The sequence below is a fragment of the Klebsiella planticola ATCC 33531 genome, assembly GCF_000735435.1.
Lineage (GTDB): Bacteria > Pseudomonadota > Gammaproteobacteria > Enterobacterales > Enterobacteriaceae > Klebsiella > Klebsiella planticola.
The window spans coordinates 223,254-241,621 of record NZ_JMPP01000024.1; the positions used below are offsets into that span (position 1 = coordinate 223,254).

General features: G+C 58.7%; 15 protein-coding genes and 1 pseudogene. 10 read left to right on the top strand and 6 right to left on the bottom strand.

The annotated features are described in order from the left end of the window. The first annotated feature begins 19 nt into the window (after positions 1-19). Positions 20-1,991: pseudogene (bglF, locus tag GRPL_RS13660) on the top strand (PTS beta-glucoside transporter subunit IIABC). Positions 1,992-2,006: 15 nt separating this feature from the next. Further along, positions 2,007-3,401, top strand: a complete 1,395-nt coding sequence (locus GRPL_RS13655) for a glycoside hydrolase family 1 protein (RefSeq protein ID WP_032699120.1) — start codon at positions 2,007-2,009, stop codon at positions 3,399-3,401. A 123-nt stretch (positions 3,402-3,524) separates the two neighbouring features. Here the strand turns inward: GRPL_RS13655 and GRPL_RS13650 are convergent, their stop codons facing one another. Continuing rightward, positions 3,525-4,259 carry a class I SAM-dependent methyltransferase gene (locus tag GRPL_RS13650; RefSeq protein ID WP_032699122.1) on the bottom strand — a complete coding sequence of 245 codons (735 nt, stop codon included), beginning with the start codon at positions 4,257-4,259 and terminating at the stop codon, positions 3,525-3,527. A 123-nt stretch (positions 4,260-4,382) separates the two neighbouring features. Between GRPL_RS13650 and mdtQ the strand changes: the two genes are divergently transcribed. Further along, positions 4,383-5,822, top strand: coding sequence for a multidrug resistance outer membrane protein MdtQ (gene mdtQ, locus GRPL_RS0125655; protein ID WP_032695430.1), 1,440 nt, complete (start codon positions 4,383-4,385; stop codon positions 5,820-5,822). Between the two features lie 65 nt (positions 5,823-5,887). Here the strand turns inward: mdtQ and GRPL_RS13645 are convergent, their stop codons facing one another. After that, the gene (locus GRPL_RS13645; protein WP_032686719.1) at positions 5,888-6,457 is read right to left on the bottom strand and encodes a DedA family protein; all 570 of its coding nucleotides are present in this window, start codon (positions 6,455-6,457) and stop codon (positions 5,888-5,890) included. Positions 6,458-6,847: 390 nt separating this feature from the next. Here GRPL_RS13645 and GRPL_RS13640 point away from each other — a divergent pair, with 390 nt between their 5' ends. Beyond that, positions 6,848-7,435: a Yip1 family protein gene (locus GRPL_RS13640; RefSeq protein ID WP_032686721.1), complete on the top strand. Its 588-nt coding sequence runs from the start codon at positions 6,848-6,850 to the stop codon at positions 7,433-7,435. 223 nt (positions 7,436-7,658) lie between these two features. Continuing rightward, on the top strand, positions 7,659-8,606 hold the full coding sequence (gene pbpG / locus GRPL_RS13635) for a D-alanyl-D-alanine endopeptidase (RefSeq protein WP_032699124.1): 948 nt from the start codon (positions 7,659-7,661) through the stop codon (positions 8,604-8,606). 39 nt (positions 8,607-8,645) lie between these two features. Here pbpG and GRPL_RS13630 read toward each other — a convergent pair whose 3' ends face one another. Both GRPL_RS13630 and dld read right to left on the bottom strand, forming a co-directional pair. After that, positions 8,646-9,200 carry a GNAT family N-acetyltransferase gene (locus GRPL_RS13630; RefSeq protein ID WP_004864731.1) on the bottom strand — a complete coding sequence of 185 codons (555 nt, stop codon included), beginning with the start codon at positions 9,198-9,200 and terminating at the stop codon, positions 8,646-8,648. A gap of 85 nt (positions 9,201-9,285) precedes the next feature. Continuing rightward, positions 9,286-11,031 carry a D-lactate dehydrogenase gene (dld, locus tag GRPL_RS13625; protein WP_032699126.1) on the bottom strand — a complete coding sequence of 582 codons (1,746 nt, stop codon included), beginning with the start codon at positions 11,029-11,031 and terminating at the stop codon, positions 9,286-9,288. A gap of 193 nt (positions 11,032-11,224) precedes the next feature. On the opposite strand from dld, the gene bglX reads away from it, so the two are divergent. The 5 genes from bglX (at position 11,225) to GRPL_RS13600 (ending at position 17,467) form a co-directional block, all read left to right on the top strand. Further along, positions 11,225-13,522, top strand: a complete 2,298-nt coding sequence (gene bglX / locus GRPL_RS13620) for a beta-glucosidase BglX (protein ID WP_032699127.1) — start codon at positions 11,225-11,227, stop codon at positions 13,520-13,522. A 201-nt stretch (positions 13,523-13,723) separates the two neighbouring features. Continuing rightward, positions 13,724-14,641, top strand: a complete 918-nt coding sequence (gene osmF / locus GRPL_RS13615; RefSeq protein WP_032699128.1) for a glycine betaine ABC transporter substrate-binding protein OsmF — start codon at positions 13,724-13,726, stop codon at positions 14,639-14,641. Positions 14,642-14,648: 7 nt separating this feature from the next. Then, positions 14,649-15,806, top strand: a complete 1,158-nt coding sequence (locus GRPL_RS13610) for an ABC transporter permease (RefSeq protein ID WP_032699130.1) — start codon at positions 14,649-14,651, stop codon at positions 15,804-15,806. Next, positions 15,799-16,746 carry an ABC transporter ATP-binding protein gene (locus GRPL_RS13605; RefSeq protein ID WP_032699133.1) on the top strand — a complete coding sequence of 316 codons (948 nt, stop codon included), beginning with the start codon at positions 15,799-15,801 and terminating at the stop codon, positions 16,744-16,746. Before GRPL_RS13610 ends, GRPL_RS13605 begins: the two co-directional genes overlap by 8 nt. Next, a complete protein-coding gene (locus GRPL_RS13600) occupies positions 16,730-17,467 on the top strand; it encodes an ABC transporter permease (protein WP_032686728.1) in 738 nt (245 codons plus the stop codon). Before GRPL_RS13605 ends, GRPL_RS13600 begins: the two co-directional genes overlap by 17 nt. Here the strand turns inward: GRPL_RS13600 and GRPL_RS26820 are convergent. Together GRPL_RS26820 and GRPL_RS13595 are read right to left on the bottom strand one after the other, a co-directional pair. Continuing rightward, positions 17,442-17,555, bottom strand: a complete 114-nt coding sequence (locus tag GRPL_RS26820) for a protein YohO (RefSeq protein ID WP_004103838.1) — start codon at positions 17,553-17,555, stop codon at positions 17,442-17,444. The genes GRPL_RS13600 and GRPL_RS26820 overlap by 26 nt on opposite strands. A gap of 59 nt (positions 17,556-17,614) precedes the next feature. After that, positions 17,615-18,346 (bottom strand): MerR family transcriptional regulator, encoded by a 732-nt coding sequence (locus GRPL_RS13595; protein WP_032699135.1) that lies wholly within the window; start codon positions 18,344-18,346, stop codon positions 17,615-17,617. Positions 18,347-18,368: the final 22 nt, after the last annotated feature.

The following is an 18,368-nucleotide window of genomic DNA, read 5'->3' on the forward strand; positions in this document are numbered from 1 at the left end:
AAAACTGGATTGTTACTGCATAACGCAGGCAAAACCTGAGCGCGACGCCATATCCGGCGTGGTTCTCGGGTTTTTTTTATTTTTATACTCAGTCACGGTTGCCTGCGGGCAGCGGAAGTAAGGAAAACAGCATGGAATATAAAGCACTCGCGCAGGATATTCTTAGCCGGGTTGGTGGCAAAGAGAATATCGTGAGTCTGGTTCACTGCGCCACACGGCTGCGCTTTAAGCTCAAAGAGAACAAGAAGGCGGACGCGGAAGGACTGAAGACAAACCCTGGCGTCATCATGGTGGTGGAAAGCGGCGGCCAGTTTCAGGTGGTGATCGGTAACCACGTCCACGATGTCTGGCAGGCGGTACGCAATGAAGCGGGTCTGACGGACGACAGCGAACCGGTGGCCAGTTCCGGGGACAAAACCTCGGTGCTTGGCCAGGTGATTGATGTGGTTTCCGGCATTTTCACGCCGTTTATCGGCGTACTGGCGGCCTCGGGGATCCTGAAAGGGCTGCTGGCGCTGGCGGTGGTTTGCGGCTGGCTGGCTCCGCAGCAGGGGACCTATAAAATCTGGTTTGCCGCCAGCGACGCGCTGTTCTTTTTCTTCCCGCTGTTTCTGGGCTATACCGCCGGGAAAAAATTCGGCGGTAATCCGTTTATTACCATGGTGATCGGCGGGGCGTTGACCCATCCGATGATGATTCAGGCTTTTGATGCGGCCCAGCAGCCCGGCTCGGAGGCGGCGTACTTTCTCGGCATTCCGGTGACCTTTATCAACTACAGCTCCTCGGTGATCCCGATTATCCTCGCATCGTGGGTGAGCTGCTGGCTGGAGCGCAAAAGCAATGCGCTGCTCCCTTCAGCAATGAAAAACTTCTTTACGCCGCTGTTTTGCATCGCCGTAGTGGTTCCGCTGACCTTCCTCGCTATCGGTCCGGTGGCCACCTGGCTAAGTCAACTGCTGGCCCACGGCTACCAGATTATCTACACGGTCGCGCCGTGGCTGGCGGGCGCGGCGATGGGGGCGCTGTGGCAGGTATGCGTTATTTTTGGCCTGCACTGGGGGTTGATCCCCTTGATGATTAATAATCTGACGGTGCTGGGACAGGACTCGATGCTGCCGATGCTGCTGCCGGCGGTGATGGGGCAGGTCGGGGCGGCGCTGGGAATATTCCTGCGCACCCGCGATGCGCGGCAAAAAGTGCTGGCCGGCTCTGCGGTATCCGCCGGGATCTTTGGCATCACCGAACCGGCGATTTATGGCCTGACTCTGCCGCTGCGTCGCCCGTTTATCTTTGGCTGTGTGGCCGGTGCCATCGGTGGAGCCATCGTTGGGCTGAGCGACAGCCACGTCTACTCCTTTGGCTTTGCCAATATTTTCACCCTCGCGCAGATGATTCCGCCGCACGGGATCGACGACACCGTATGGGGCGGAGCGATTGGTATCGTGGCTGCACTGGTTATCTCCTGCGCGCTGACCTTTATCGCCGGACTGCCGGTGAGCCGGACGGAAGCAGCGGACGTTCCGCTTGCCCCGGTATCGGAAAACGATATTCTTGCCCCGATGTCCGGTACCGTACTGGCGCTGGATCAGGTCCCCGATAGCACCTTCGCCAGCGGTCTGCTGGGAAAAGGCGTGGCGATCATTCCCGCCGTCGGCAAAGTGATTGCGCCGTTCTCCGGAGAGGTGGCGTCATTATTTCAGACCAGGCACGCGATTGGCCTGCTCAGCGATAGCGGCATTGAGCTGTTAATCCATGTCGGTATTGACACCGTGAAACTCGATGGCGCGCCGTTTACCGCCCATGTTAAAGAAGGCGATAAGGTCAAAGCCGGTGATTTGCTGCTCGAATTTGATCGCCAGGCCATTCTGGACGCCGGTTATGACCTGGCGACCCCGATTATTATCAGCAACAGCGACGATTATCGTTCCGTAGACATCGAATCCACCAGCGTGGTTGATGCCGGCCAGCCGCTGTTGTCCGTCAGCCATTAATCAGAGGAGAGAAAGATGAAGAGATTCCCGCAGACGTTTTTATGGGGCGGCGCAACCGCGGCAAACCAGGTGGAAGGCGCGTATCTGGAAGATGGCAAAGGATTATCAACCTCAGATGTACAGCCGCATGGCGTCTTTGGCGACGTCGTTGAACGCGTGCCGGGCGATAGCGGTATCAAAGATATCGCGATCGATTTTTACCATCGCTACCCGCAAGATATCCGTCTGTTTGCGGAGATGGGCTTCAACTGCCTGCGGGTGTCGATTGCCTGGACGCGGATTTTCCCCGACGGCGACAATGCCGAGCCAAATGAGGCCGGGCTGGCCTTTTACGACCGGCTGTTTGCTGAAATGGCTCAGCACAATATCACGCCGCTGGTGACGCTATCGCACTATGAAATGCCGTGGGCGCTGGTGAAAAACTACGGCGGCTGGGGTAGCCGCGAGGTGATTGGTTTCTTCGAACGCTACGCCAGAACGGTGTTTGCCCGCTATAAAGACAAGGTCAAGCTGTGGCTGACTTTTAACGAAATCAATATGTCCTTGCATGCCCCGATGACCGGCGTCGGCCTGCCGGAAGGGAGCAGTAAAGAGGCGGTCTATCAGGCCATTCACCATCAGCTGGTGGCGAGCGCCCTGGCGGTAAAAGCCTGTCATGAGATAGTGCCCGAGGGCAAAATCGGCAATATGCTGCTGGGTGGTTTAATGTACCCGCTCAGCTGTAAACCGGAAGACATCTTTGAAACCCTGCAACAGAATCGCAGCTGGCAGTTCTTTGGCGACGTGCAGTGCCGGGGCGAGTATCCAGGCTACATGCTGCGCTACTTCCGCGACCAGGGAATGAATATTACCATCACCGATGCCGACCGCGCGGCGCTGAAAGAGACCGTCGATTTTATCTCCTTCAGCTATTACATGACCGGCTGTGTCACCGCCGACGAGGAGCTGAACAAAAAGGCGCGTGGCAATATTCTCAGCATGGTGCCGAACCCGCATCTGGCAAGCTCCGAGTGGGGCTGGCAGATCGATCCGCTGGGTCTGCGGACGCTGCTTAACGTGCTGTGGGATCGCTATCAGAAGCCGCTGTTTATCGTTGAAAACGGGCTGGGGGCGAAAGATACCGTTGAAACTGACGGCAGCATTAACGATGACTACCGTATCAGCTACCTGAACGACCATCTGGTGCAGGCGCGAGAAGCCATTGAAGACGGCGTGGAGCTGCTGGGCTTTACCAGCTGGGGGCCCATCGACCTTGTCAGCGCTTCGAAAGCGGAGATGTCCAAACGTTACGGCTTTATCTACGTCGATCGCGATGATAACGGCAACGGAACCCTGGCGCGCAGCAAGAAGAAAAGCTTCTACTGGTACAAAGAGGTGATTGCCAGCCATGGCGGCAGCTTAAAAGAGTGATTGCCTGACGGCTTTGGTGGCCAGGCAAGGCGTTAGCGCCCTCCGACAGAGAGGCGAGCACCGTCGCTAAAATCGCCTCCTCACCCCGCACAAGGCGCGGATATTCTCCGGGCCTTGTGCTTATTATGCCGGCTTGCGGGCGCGCAGCAGAAAGATCATCGGCCGCTCTTTTTCCTCATCCAGCCCCGGCTGGGCGGCGATTTGCTCCGCCGTTGGCCCCCATTCATCGAGATGCTCAATCACAAAACCGGCGGCAATCAGCAGGTTTATCCAGCTGGCCAGCTTCCGGTGCTGTTTTTTCACCCCGTCGGCAAACCAGTTGCTGATTCGCTCTCCCTCTTGCTGATAGTGACTCACCGGCCAGATTTTCTGCCCGGCGTCATCTTTCTGCCAGCCCTGGCGTAGCGGGGCGGTGTAGACAGGGTGTTCAGCGGAAAAGAGCAGCGTGCCGCCGGGGGTCAGCGCCTGGTAAATCACGGCGAACAGCGGGGCGACATCGGGGAGATAGTGCAGAGCCAGCGAACTGTAGACCAGCTCGCATGAGTCGGCCGGCAGGGTCAGCCTCTGCAAATCTTCACAGCGGTAGTCAATATGGTCTCCCCGGCCCATTTCGCGCGCGCGGTCGAGCATCCGGCTGGAAAGATCAACGCCGGTCACCTGCGCGGCACCTTGTTCACGCGCCCAGCGGCAAAACCAGCCGTAGCCGCAGCCGAGATCGACGACGCGCAGGCCGCGTAAAGGTGGCAGCATACGTTGAATGGCCGGCCACTCCGGCGCGCCGTCAAGCCCTTTTACCGACCGGTCGAGAGTGGCATATCCTGCAAAAAAATCAGGATCATCGTAGATATTCTGGCTCATTATCACTCCATGAATTATTTGATTATTTTTAATTATCCAGGTGTTTAGTCACACACTTTACTAAACGGCTTAATTTCATTTAACTTAGTATAACCAACCTTGTTTAGTTACCTGACCTGTCTAATGAATCTTACTCTGAGAAAAAGCGTATTGGCTGGGTTCCCCCTGGTCATCGCTCTGGCTGGCTGCGCGCCGTCCCATGATATTGGCGCTCCGCCGCAGCAGCAGACACCTGCCTCTCATGTGTCAATGGATCTGCCCGCAGCGGTTAAAAACGGCTGGCCGCAAAGCAACTGGTGGCAGGATTACCACGACCCGCAGCTGAATAATCTGATCCAGCGCGCCCTGGCGAATGCCCCGGATATGCAGATTGCCAATCAGCGTATCAAGCTGGCGGAAGCCCAGGCACGTATGTCGCAAGCCAGTCTTGGGCCGGAGATGGATTTCTCTGCCAATGTTGAACGGCAGAAAATGTCGGCGGAGGGGCTGATGGGGCCGTTTGCAACGGATACCGACGGCAATACCGGGCCCTGGTACACCAACGGCACCTTTGGCCTGACGGCGGGCTGGGATCTCGATCTGTGGGGGAAAAACCGGGCGCTGGTGAAAGCCCGCATCGGTGAACTCAAAGCGCAGGTGGCGGAAGAGGCGCAAACCCGCGAGCTGCTGGCCAGCAGCGTGGCGCGACTCTACTGGCAGTGGCAGACCGAAGCCGCGGTGAAAACCGTGCTCCAGCAGGTGAAAAGCGAACAGAATAATATTGTCAGCGTAGACCAGGCGCTGTATCAGCGCGGGATCACCAACTCGGCCGAAGGGGCTGAAAACGATATCAATGTCAGTAAAACCGACCAGCAGCTGGCGGACGTTGCGGGCAACATGAAAGAGATCGAAGCGCGTCTGATGGCGCTGACCAACAGCCAGAGTCAGGCGCTGAATCTGCATCCGGTTAATCTGCCGCAGGTGAGCGCGCAGATGCCGACGGAGTTGGGGTATGAGCTGCTGGCGCGCCGCCCGGATCTGCAGGTGGCCCACTGGTATATCGAGGCCTCGCTGAGTGAGGTTGATGCGGCGAAAGCGGCGTTCTATCCGGACATCAACCTGATGGCCTTCCTGCAGCAGGATGCGCTGCACCTCAGCGATCTGTTCCGCCATTCCGCCCAGCAGATGGGGCTGTCCGCTGGCTTGACGCTGCCTGTCTTTGATAGCGGCAGACTGAATGCCAACCTCGATATTGCCAGCGCGCAGAATAATCTGTCGGTGGCAAAATATAACAAAGCGGTTGTTGACGCGGTGAACCAGGTGGCGAAGACCGCCAGCCAGGTTGAGACTCTGATGGAGAAGAACCAGCAGCAGCAGCAGGTTGAAAAAGATGCGCAGCGGACGGTGAATCTGGCGGAGGCCCGCATGAGCGCCGGGATTCTTCCCGGGTCACGTGTCAGTATGGCCAGACTGCCTGCGCTGCAGGAGCGTATTACCGCGCTGCGCCTGCGCGGCCAGTGGCTGGATGCCAGCATTCAGCTGACCTCAGCGTTGGGCGGCGGCTACCACCAGACCACAAAATAAACTGCCGGCGCAGACCGGCTTCACCCGCGCATCGGGGATACCCCGGTGCGCTTTGTCCGCTGCCGCTACTCTTTCTTTTTCGCCTCGCGGCGTCTGAACCACCAGTGCGCGGCCACCACCAGCGCGACCACCAGAATCAGCCAAATCCAGTGTTTCAGATGTGCATCAAGATGATGCAGCCACGGTCCAATGGCCTCCCCACCCAGATAGCCCAGCGTGGTGAATATCAGCGCCCACACCAGCGCGCCGAGAACATTCAGCGGCAGGAACACTTTGGGCGGCAGGCGGCTGGCGCCGATCAATAACGGCCCGATGACCCGGAAACCGTACATAAAACGGGTCCCAATCACAAACAGATAGGGGCGGCGCTGAATCATGCGCTGCGCTTTGCGTATCCGCGCCTGATGGTGGGAAAAGCGCTTTAGCAGCTTGCCGCCAAAACGTCGGCCCAGCAGATACAGCAGCTGATCGCCAATCATCCCGCCCAGGGCAACGGAGATAACGACCAGGGGAAATTTTAATAAACCCTGATGCGCGGCCACGCCGCCCAGCAGGGTGATGGTTTCACCTTCCGCCATGCTGCCAATGACCAGCGCAGCGTAGCCATAATGGGAAATCAGGTTATTGATATCCATACAAAAATAAACTCCCTTACCCCTTATGCTTCCGCGCATGTCTGGCGACCAATCGTGCCGGTTGTGCAGCGTGAAGAATCAACGGGATCAATCATCAATGGGTTAATCATACACCCTGGGGCTTAAAACGAGGTTAAGCGTCTCTCTCATCAGGTCGGTTTTGCTCGTCATTTTGCAGCAGGGCAGGGCTCACAACGAGCGATGGCGGCCCGAAAGGGGAGCCAGCCGCATCAAATCTCCACGTACTACGCCTACGCTGCGCTTTCTCCGCACTGTCGCCTGCAAACTGCCTGCGCGAATAGCGCATTTTTATTGCTGTACATAAACTAATCGCTCAGGGTGAATTATACTTGGATCAGTGCTGTACGAGGCCGTGACAAGGGGGATGCTATGAACCATGTCTGGGGATTATTCTCTCATCCGAATCAAGAGATGAGCGTTATCAAGAGCGAAAACGAGACGATTTCGCACCACTATACGCACCATGTGCTGGTCATGGCAGCGGTTCCGGTTATCTGCGCCTTTATCGGCACCACGCAGCTTGGCTGGAACTTTGGCGATGGCACCGTGGTAAAACTTTCGCTGATGACCGGTCTGGCGCTGGCGGTGGTGTTCTATGCCGTGATGCTGGGCGGGGTCGCGGTGATGGGGAGGATTATCTGGTGGATGGCCAGAAACTATCCGCAGCGGCCATCGCTTAAACGCTGCATGGTGTTTGCCGGGTATGTCGCCACGCCGCTGTTTCTCAGCGGGCTGGTAGCGCTTTATCCGCTGGTCTGGCTGTGTGCGCTGGTGGGGACGATCGCGCTGTGTTACACCGGCTACCTGCTGTATCTCGGCATCCCGACCTTCCTGAGCATTAATAAAGAGGAGGGGCTCAGCTTTGCCAGTTCTACCCTGGCCATTGGGGTGCTGGTGCTTGAAGTCCTGCTGGCGATAACCGTTATTCTCTGGGGATACGGCTACCGACTGTTTTAATTCTGTTGCTGAGGGTTCAGGCGACCGTCGCCTGAACCGTTTGATGAGTGAATCTATTGCCGGCATAAATGGATATTTATGCCGGCAATGCAGCATTTGCTCACGATTCTTATTAGTCAGGTCGCGTTCTGCCGGGGTATGATAGGGTTTGCCAGCGTTGCCTGTTTCCCGGCGACGCAGCGTACGTTAATAACGTGCAAGAATACTTTTCAGAATGCTCACGATGCCGAAATTTCGAGTTTCTTTGCTCAGCCTGACCTTGCTTCTGGCTGTGCCTTTTGCGCCCCAGGCGATAGCAAAAACCCCCGTGGCCGCGACGGCCCTGCAGCCGGAAATTGCTTCCGGCAGTGCGATGATCGTTGATCTCGCCAGCAAAAAGATTATTTACCAGAGCCAGCCGGATCTGGTTCGGCCCATTGCGTCGATCACCAAAGTGATGACCGCGATGGTGGTGCTGGATGCGCATCTGCCGTTAGACGAGATGCTCACCGTGGATATCAGCCACACGCCGGAGATGAAAGGCATCTATTCACGCGTGCGTCTGAACAGCCAAATCAGCCGCCGTAATATGCTGCTGCTGGCGCTGATGTCCTCCGAAAACCGCGCTGCCGCAAGCCTGGCCCACCATTATCCCGGCGGCTATGACGCCTTTATTCGCGCCATGAACGCCAAGGCCCAGGCGCTGGGCATGACCCATACTCGCTACGTTGAGCCGACGGGCCTGTCGATTCACAACGTATCGACCGCGCGCGACCTGACGAAGCTGCTGATGGCCACCGAGCAGTATCCGCTGATCGGTCAGCTGAGCACCACCAAAGAAGACACCGCCACCTTCGCCCATCCAGCCTATACGCTGCCGTTTCGCAACACCAACCACCTGGTCTATCGGGATAACTGGAATATCCAGCTGACCAAAACCGGCTTTACTAACGCCGCGGGCCACTGCCTGGTCATGAGAACGGTGATTAATCAGCGCCCGGTGGCGCTGGTGGTGATGGATGCGTTCGGCAAATATACTCACTTCGCCGACGCCAGTCGTCTGCGTACCTGGGTTGAAACCGGGAAGGTGATGCCGGTTCCGGCCTCCGCGCTGAGCTATAAAAAGCAGCGTGAGGCGCAGATGGCGGATGCGATGCTGAAAGGCGGCACGCAGACCGCGCAAAACGATTAATGCCTCTCCCCCGACTCGCGCGTGCGGGCGGGGGATTTTTTATTCCGGTATGGTTAAGTCGCCCTCGCCGAGCTGGCGCTGCATAATTAACGTATCCCGCCAGTCGCCCATCTTGTACCCGACGCTCCGCAGCTGACCCGCCACGGTAAAACCAAATTTTTTGTGAATGGCGAGCGAGCCGGCATTGTTATGCCCGTCGCCGATAATCGCCAGCATCTGCCGCCACGGGCCCTGTTCGCACTTTGCAATCAGCTGCGTGAGCAGGGCGCTGCCGATGCCGCGTCCGCCCATGCCGGACTCGACATAAATCGACTCTTCAAGCGTATAGCGATAGGCGGGGCGAGGACGGTAAAACGTCGCGTAGCAGTAGCCGACGATCGTGCCACGCCACAGCGCTACCAGCCAGGGCAGCCCGTTGTCACGCACGGTTTTGATCCGCTTGCGCATTTCATCGACGGTCGGGGGAATATCTTCAAAGGAGGCGCGTCCGTTCAGCACGTGCCAGACGTACAGCGCCGCGATGGCGTGCGCGTCATCGGGCAGGGCTTCGCGGATCTCTAATTCAGCGCCGTGTAACATATCCGCTTCGGACATGATGGGACTCCTTAACCAGGTTTGCCGGAGAGGCGTTTCTCCGGCGTGCAGCGTAATACAGAATCCCGTAACTCGTCACCCCTGATTAGTGCTCTTCAGCGCCGTGACTCCCGTTCGCCTGGCGCTCACCCCAGTACTTGTGCTTACTGGTTTTTCCGAGCCCCGGGTTCATGCTGTTGGTCGGGTCATTCTGGCGGTAGAACTGCTTTAAGCTCTCCGGCGCTTCATAGAGATGGCCGACGTTATGTTCGGCGGGGTACTGCGCGCCGCGCGCTTTCAGCAGTTCCAGCATCTTCTCTTTCAGTTCGTGGGCATCGACGCCTTTTTTGACGATGTAATCCTGATGGAAGACGTGGCACATAAAGTGACCGTAATAGAGCTTGTGCACCAGCTGATTGTCTATCTCCGGCGGCAGATGCTCAAACCACTCGGTATCATTACGGCGCAGGGCGATATCCAGCGCCAGGATATCTTCCACCTCGTCGGCGTGTATCGCCTGGTAACGGATAGCGGCCCCTGCGGCGGCAAAGCGGTGAAGAAACGCTTTGCTCCCCTCCTCCGGGGTGCAGGCAAAGAAATCGCCCTCGGCATCGCGGAAGTATTCCGTCAGCCAGGTCTGGGCTTCTTCGATGCCATCGCCGGCCATTTTCAGCAGCAGGTGATGTTCATATTTATCGCGCCAGTTTTTCATCCGCTCCGGTAGATGCGCCGGGAAGACGTGTCCGAGCTTTTGCATGAAGCGGTCGGTAAAGTGGGGCTTAAACAGCGACACTTTCTCCAGCATGGCGTCGGTGCGGCCTTTCATGGTGAAGAAGAACGGCATTTTGTCGGTGCCGAGCTTATCGATCATCAGGAAGGTGTCTTTGCCGTAGCGCTCGGCGATATCGTAGATATCGCGATGCATGTATTCACCCGCCACCGGCAGATGCTGAAACTCTGCCAGAATATGACGACGGATCTCCGTCAGCACCGCCGGGCTATTGCTGCCGATGTAAAAGACCTGCTGGCGTTTTTCCGCCGGGAAGGTATCGAGGCGCGCGGCGAAGACCGCCAGCTTGCCGGCGCAGCCGGAGGATTCAAACAGGCGATCCGGGTCGGCATTGTAGCGCGCCGGGGTGTCGGCGTTGACGTCGCGCACGCGAGTGACGTAATCGTGGTCATGGGCGTGGCGGCCATCGTGCTGAATATCATCGTCCTTGATGCGGTCGTCGTCGAGGCGGCTGAGGATCTGTTCCGGCGTGGTGCCGAGATCAATCCCGAGGTGGTTCACCAGCCGCAGCTTGCCGTTTTCGTCAATCTGCGCAAATAACGACATCTCGGTGTAGGCCGGGCCGCGTTGTACCAGCGAACCGCCGGAGTTGTTGCAGATCCCGCCGATCACCGAGGCGCCGATGCAGGAAGAGCCGATCACCGAATGCGGCTCGCGACCCAGCGGCTTCAGCGCTTTTTCCAGCGAGTAGAGCGTGGTGCCCGGAAACGCCAGCACCTGTTCGCCTTTATCCAGCAGGTGCAGCTTATCGAGGCGCAGGGTGCTGATGATGACTATCTCGCGGTCATAGTCGTTGCCGCTTGGGGTTGAACCTTCGGTCAGCCCGGTGTTCGCTGCCTGCATCAAAATGATTTTATCGGCGTCGACACAGGCGCTCAGCACGCGCCACAGTTCCAGCAGGGTTCCAGGGAACACCACCGCCAGCGCGTCGCCCTGTCCGGAGCGGAAACCTTTACGGTAGCGTTGGGTTTTTGCCGGATCGGTTAACAGATGGGAGGAGCCAACCAGTCTTGCCAGTTCCGCCAGAAAATCAGAATTATTCGATGTTGGTGCCGATGACATGATCCACTCCTTGTGGTGGTAGCGAAAATATCGGGATTAAGCATAGCGCTTTGTATGACAATTTTGTGCATGAATGTGTCGAAAAATCAGAGAAGAACCTTAGCATTGTGCAGGCGTCTTGTTTATATATATGGCAAACTGCGGTTTTTATTATGTTTTGCCGTAACCCCGGCCTGAGAGAAGAGAGATAACAATGAAATGGCTCTGCACGATAGGCGTCGCCGTCAGTCTGGCGCTGCAACCCGCGTTGGCGGATGAACTGTTCGGCAATCACCCTCTAACGCCGCAGGCCCGCGATGCGTTCGTGAGTGAACTGCTCAAGAAAATGACCGTCGATGAAAAAATTGGCCAGTTAAGGCTGATCAGCGTCGGGCCGGATAACCCGAAAGAGGCGATCCGCGAGATGATCAAAGACGGCCAGGTCGGGGCAATTTTCAATACCGTGACCCGTCCGGATATCCGCGCGATGCAGGACCAGGTCATGCAGCTCAGCCGGTTAAAAATCCCGCTGTTTTTCGCCTATGACGTGATTCACGGCCAGCGTACCGTGTTCCCGATAAGCCTGGGTCTGGCCTCTTCCTTTAACCTGGATGCGGTTAACACGGTGGGGCGTATTTCGGCGTATGAAGCCGCCGACGACGGTCTCAACATGACCTGGGCGCCGATGGTCGACGTCTCCCGCGATCCGCGCTGGGGTCGCGCCTCGGAAGGCTTCGGCGAAGATACCTATCTGACCACCGAAATGGGACGGGCGATGGTCGAGTCGATGCAGGGCAAGAGTCCGGCGGATCGCTACTCGGTGATGACCAGCGTGAAGCACTTTGCCGCCTATGGCGCGGTGGAGGGGGGCAAAGAGTACAACACCGTCGATATGAGCCCGCAGCGCCTGTTCAACGACTATATGCCGCCGTATAAAGCAGGGCTGGATGCCGGGAGCGGTGCGGTGATGGTGGCGCTTAATTCGTTGAACGGCACGCCGGCGACCTCCGATGGCTGGCTGTTGAAAGAGGTGCTGCGCGATGACTGGGGCTTTAAAGGCATCACCGTCTCCGATCACGGCGCGATCAAAGAACTGATCAAACACGGCGTCGCTGCCGATCCGCAAGATGCGGTGCGGGTGGCGCTGAAGTCGGGCATCAACATGAGTATGAGCGATGAGTACTACAGCAAATACCTGCCGGGGCTGGTCAAATCCGGCAAAGTGACGATGGCTGAGCTGGATGACGCCGCCCGCCACGTGCTCAACGTTAAATATGATATGGGGCTGTTTAACGATCCGTACAGCCACCTCGGTCCGCAGGGATCCGACCCGCAGGATACCAATGCCGAAAGCCGCCTGCATCGCAAAGAAGCGCGCGAAGTCGCGCAGCAAAGTCTGGTGCTGCTGAAGAACCGTCTGGAGACGCTGCCGCTGAAAAAATCGGGGACCGTTGCGGTTATCGGGCCGCTGGCCGACAGCAAACGTGACATGATGGGCAGCTGGTCGGCGGCAGGGGTGGCGGATCAGTCGGTGACGGTACTGACCGGCATCAAAGACGCGCTGGGCGACAAAGGCAAGGTTATCTATGCCCGCGGCGCTAACGTCACCAACGATAAAGGTATTGTCGATTTCCTCAACCTGTATGAGAAAGCGGTGCAGGTCGATCCGCGCTCGCCGCAGGCGATGATCGATGAAGCGGTGGCGGCGGCGAAGCAGTCCGACGTGGTGGTGGCCGTGGTCGGCGAGGCGCAGGGCATGGCCCATGAAGCCTCCAGCCGTACCGACATCACCCTGCCACAGAGCCAGCGCGATTTGATTAGCGCCCTGAAAGCCACCGGCAAGCCGTTGGTACTGGTGCTGATGAACGGTCGTCCGCTGGCGCTGGTGAAAGAAGATCAGCAGGCTGACGCGATTCTCGAAACCTGGTTTGCCGGGACCGAAGGCGGTAACGCCATTGCCGATGTGCTGTTCGGCGATGCCAACCCGTCCGGTAAACTGCCGATGTCGTTCCCGCGCTCGGTGGGGCAGATTCCGGTGTACTACAGCCACCTGAATACCGGCCGTCCGTACAATGCCGACAAACCGAACAAATACACCTCCCGCTACTTTGATGAAGCGAATGGCCCGCTGTACCCGTTCGGCTACGGCCTGAGCTACACCACCTTTAGCGTCTCCGACGTGAAAATGTCGGCGCCGACCATGCAGCGCGACGGTAGCGTCACCGCCAGCGTGCAGGTCACCAATACCGGCAAACGCGAAGGGGCAACGGTGATTCAGCTCTATCTGCAGGATGTGACCGCCTCGATGAGCCGTCCGGTGAAAATGCTGCGCGGCTTTAAGCGCGTGACCCTCAAGCCGGGAGAGACGCAAACCGTCGCCTTCCCGATTGAAATTGACGCCCTGAAGTTCTGGAATCAGAAAATGAAATACGACGCCGAGCCGGGCAAATTCAACGTCTTTATTGGCGTCGACTCCGCCCGCGTGAAGCAGAGTGAATTCGAGCTGTTGTAACAGCGAAAGCCGCGCGTTTCACAGGCCGGGTAAAGCGCCAGCCGCCGCCCGGCAGAAACGCGGACACAATGTTTAAAACAGCGTCGTCATCAGTCTCAAAGGCCGAATATTCGGCCTTTTCTTTTTCCGGATGCACTAAATGAACTACGCTTTTCTCTTAAGCTCCTGTTAATGGAGCGCAAATTAAAGAGGGACGCGGGGATGATAAAGGCAAATATCTGGTCAGGCGCGCTGGCGCTGGTCGCGCTGGTCAGCCTGCCGCTTCAGGCGGCGGAGCCGGTCAAAGTGGGCTCAAAAATTGACACCGAAGGGGCGCTGCTGGGCAATATTATTTTGCAGGTTCTGGAAAGTCATGGCGTGAAAACCGTTAATAAGGTCCAGCTGGGAACCACCCCGGTGGTGCGCGGGGCAATTACGGCGGGTGAATTAGATATTTATCCGGAATACACCGGCAACGGCGCCTTCTTTTTTAAAGACGAAAACGATCCGGCGTGGAAGAACGCGCAGCAGGGATATGAGAAGGTCAAAACCCTCGACGCGCAGCAGAATAAGCTTATCTGGCTGACCCCTGCGCCGGCGAATAACACCTGGACCATTGCCGTGCGTCAGGATCTGGCGGAAAAAAATCATCTGACCTCGCTGGCCGACCTCAGCGCCTGGCTGCAAAAAGGGGGCGACTTTAAGCTCGCGGCCTCCGCCGAATTTATCGAACGCCCGGATGCGCTCCCGGCCTTTGAAAAAGCCTACGGCTTCAAGCTCAAGCAAAGTCAGCTGCTGTCGCTGGCGGGGGGCGATACGGCGGTGACCATCAAAGCGGCGGCCCAGCAGACTTCCGGGGTGAATGCGGCAATGGCCTACGGAACCGACGGGCCGGTGGCGGCGCTGGGGCTGCAAACGCTCAGCGATCCGCAGGGCGTACAGCCGATCTATGCCCCGACCCCCGTAGTGCGCGAAGCGGTGCTGAAAGCCTATCCGCAGATTGCGCAATGGCTGCAGCCGGTCTTTGCCAGCCTTGACGAGAAAACGCTGCAGCAGCTCAATGCCAGCATTGCCGTGGAAGGGCTGGACGCGAAAAAAGTTGCCGCAGATTATCTGCAGCAAAAAGGGCTGCTGAAGTAGATTATCCGTGGCTATTCGCTGTTATAACCGCGTATCGCTGCTGTTGGCCTGTCTCCTGCTGCTGGTGGTTGCTCTGCCGTTCGTCAACTATGCGCCTAACCGTCTGCTGTCCGGGGAAGGGCGCTGGCTTTGGCAACTCGCGCCGTGGTTGACGGCGGTGCAGGTCTGCGGCGCGCTGCTGCTGGTTCTTCTCTGCGGGCTACCGGGACGCAGGCCGCTGCTGCTCAGTTTGCTCATGCTGGATGCGTTGCTGGCGCTGCTGTTCTGGGGGGCGGGACAGGCGGCGGTACAGCTGGCGCACAGCGGCTCCGCGCTGGCCCGCACCTCGCCGGGAAGCGGCCTGTGGCTGGCGCTGGCGCTGTGCTTACTGCTGGCCAGCGAGACCATCCGGCGTCTGACCAGCCGGGCGCACTGGCGCTGGCTGCTCAATGTGCAAATCTGGTTGATTCCCTGCGTGCTGCTCGGCAGCGGAGCGCTGAATCAGCTCTCGCTACTGAAAGAGTATGCCAGCCGTCAGGAGGTGTTTGATGACGCGCTGCGTCAACATTTGACCCTGCTGTTTGGCACGCTGTTGCCGGGGCTGCTGATCGGGCTGCCGGTGGGCATCGGCCTCTGGCGCCGGCCGCGGTGGCAGGCCCCGGTGTTTACCTTTCTCAATGTTATTCAAACCATTCCCTCGGTGGCGCTCTTTGGCCTGCTGATCGCCCCGCTGGCCGGTCTCGCCCGCCATTTTCCCGGGCTGGCTGAGCGAGGCATTTCCGGCACCGGGATGACGCCTGCGCTGATTGCGCTGGTGCTGTATGCCTTGCTGCCGCTGGTTCGCGGGGTGGTGGCCGGTTTACAGCAGGTACCGCGCGATGCGCTGGAGAGCGCCGCGGCGATGGGGATGAGCGGCGCGCAGCGCTTCTGGCACGTGCAACTGCCGCTGGCGCTGCCGGTTCTGCTGCGCAGCCTGCGGGTGGTGAGTGTACAAACCGTCGGTATGGCGGTGGTCGCGGCCCTTATCGGCGCCGGTGGGTTTGGCGCGCTGGTCTTCCAGGGGCTGTTGAGCAGCGCCCTGGATCTGGTACTGCTGGGGGTGATGCCGACGATTGCGCTGGCGGTGGTCGTCGACGCGCTGTTTGCGCTGTGGGGAGCATTATTGAAAGGAGAGGCGGGTGATTGAATTTAACGAGGTCAACAAATCCTTCGCCGGGCTGCCGGCGGTGAAAAACCTGAACCTGCACCTGCGCGAAGGCGCATTCTCGGTCCTGATCGGCACCTCCGGCTCGGGGAAATCGACCACCCTGAAAATGATTAACCGGCTGGTCGAACATGACAGCGGCACCATCCGTTTTGCCGGGCAGGATATTCGCCAGCAGCCGGTGCTGGCGCTGCGTCGACGGATGGGCTATGCCATTCAGTCTATCGGCCTGTTTCCGCACTGGACGGTCGCGCAGAACATCGCCACCGTCCCGCAACTGCAAAAATGGCCGCAGCGCAAAATTGCCGCGCGCATTGACGAGTTAATGGCGCTGCTGGGGCTGGATCCGACGCTGCGGACGCGCTATCCGCATCAGCTCTCCGGCGGTCAGCAGCAGCGCGTTGGCGTGGCGCGGGCGCTGGCGGCCAATCCTGAAGTCCTGCTGATGGACGAACCGTTTGGCGCGCTGGATCCGGTGACCCGGGAAGCGCTCCAGCAGGAGATGATCCGCATCCATCGGCTGCTCGGGCGGACGATTGTTCTGGTGACTCACGATATTGATGAGGCGCTGCGGCTGGCGGATCACCTGGTGCTGATGGACGGTGGCGAAGTGATACAGCAGGGGGCGCCGCTGCAGATGCTGCTCGAACCTGAAAATAGCTTCGTCGAGACTTTTTTTGGCCGCAGCGAACTGGGCGTCCGGCTGCTGTCGCTGCGCGGCGTGGGCGACTATCTGCGCCGCAATGAGCGGCTTGCCGGCGATACGCTAAACGTCGCGATGACGCTGCGCGAAGCGCTGTCGCAGTTTATTGCCCATCGCCGCGAAGTCCTGCCGGTAGTGGATGAACAGGGGGAGGCATGCGGAACGCTGCATTTTGCCGATCTGCTCGGCGAGGAGGTGCGGCATGCGCGTACTTCGTGATCCGCTGCTGTGGCTGCTGGCGCTGTTTATCGCCATTTTGCTGCTGCTGCCTTACAGCACGCCGCTGTTCAGCGCGCTATTTCCTGAGCTGCCGCGCCCGGTGTATCAGCAGGAGAGTTTTGTCGCCCTGACTTTCGCCCATTGCTGGCTGGTGGCGTTTTCCAGCCTGGCTGCGACGGTGGTGGGCGTCGGGGCCGGGGTGGCGGTGACGCGTCCCGCAGGCCGCGAGTTTCGTCCATTGGTGGAGACCATTGCCGCGATGGGACAAACGTTTCCGCCGGTGGCGGTGCTGGCGATTGCCGTTCCGGTACTGGGGTTTGGCTGGCAGCCTGCGCTGATTGCGCTGGCGCTGTATGGCATATTGCCGGTCCTGCAGGGGACCCTGGCCGGGCTGAGCGCCGTGCCGCCGGGGGTAGTGAGTATCGCCAAAGGAATGGGCATGACGGGCTGGCAGAGACTGATCGGCGTGGAGCTGCCGCTGGCCGCGCCAGTGATGCTGGCCGGTATCCGGACATCGACCATTGTCAATATCGGTACGGCGACCATTGCGTCAACGGTCGGGGCGAATACGCTCGGCACGCCGATTGTTATCGGCCTGAGCGGATTCAATACGGCTTATGTCATTCAGGGAGCGCTGCTGGTGGCGCTGGCGGCGATTATCGTCGATCGCGGTTTTGAACGCTTGAACCGGCGAATCAGCCGACACCACCGCGTACAATAAACGAGTAACCGGCCAGCATGACGCCGCCGATGCCGCTGATGGCCATGAATAAGAAGAGGGTGATAACCGCAATTTTCGCTGGCTTCATAATAGGCTCCTGATGTTAACGGAGGGATTATACGGTGAAGCACAGGTGTTAATGAAACATTAATTGCTATTTAGCCAGATAACGTGCCCCTGCTGCTGCCAGGCCTCGAGCTGCTCCTGCTGCGCCAGGGTCGGGGTTTCGCCGCACCATACCAGCAAGGTGCTGTCAGGAAACAGATCGGGGCGGATCTGCGTCAGAGAGTGGGGGAGGACATCGACCCGCCAGCCTTGTTCGCAGGCGATCCAACCCTCCAGCCACAGCCGCGTGGTGTCGTTGACATTCCAGCCGAGCACCAGCGCATGGCTGCCCGGACGTTTCCAGGTGTTGGCGAGGCTGTGTGCGACATGATTAATGAGAATCCCGTCGAGGACGCTGCGTAACGCGGTAAGCGTCGGCTGCGGGCTGAGCAGGCGGTGGCGTAAGGGGATAAACAGATGGTTGACCAGGGTCAGCGCCGTATAGCTATGGCTGCGCTCTTTGATCCACAGCCGCAAACGGTGGTAGCTGCCGTCGTGGAGATACCCCAGCAGAATCTCCTGCTGCTCCCGCCAGCCGTCTTCTTCTCCACTCGCGCTGTCGTTAAGCAAGGTTTTGACCTTACCCACCTGAACGCCGGAATCAATCCAGCGCTTAATCTCGCGGATACGGTCAATTTCCTGTTCGTTAAACAGGCGGTGCCCTCCGTCGGTACGCTGCGGTTTCAGCAATCCATAGCGCCGTTGCCAGGCGCGAAGCGTTACGGGGTTGATGTCACAGAGTTGAGCCACTTCACCAATTGTATAAAGCGCCATATATTCCCTCCCGCAAAGTCTC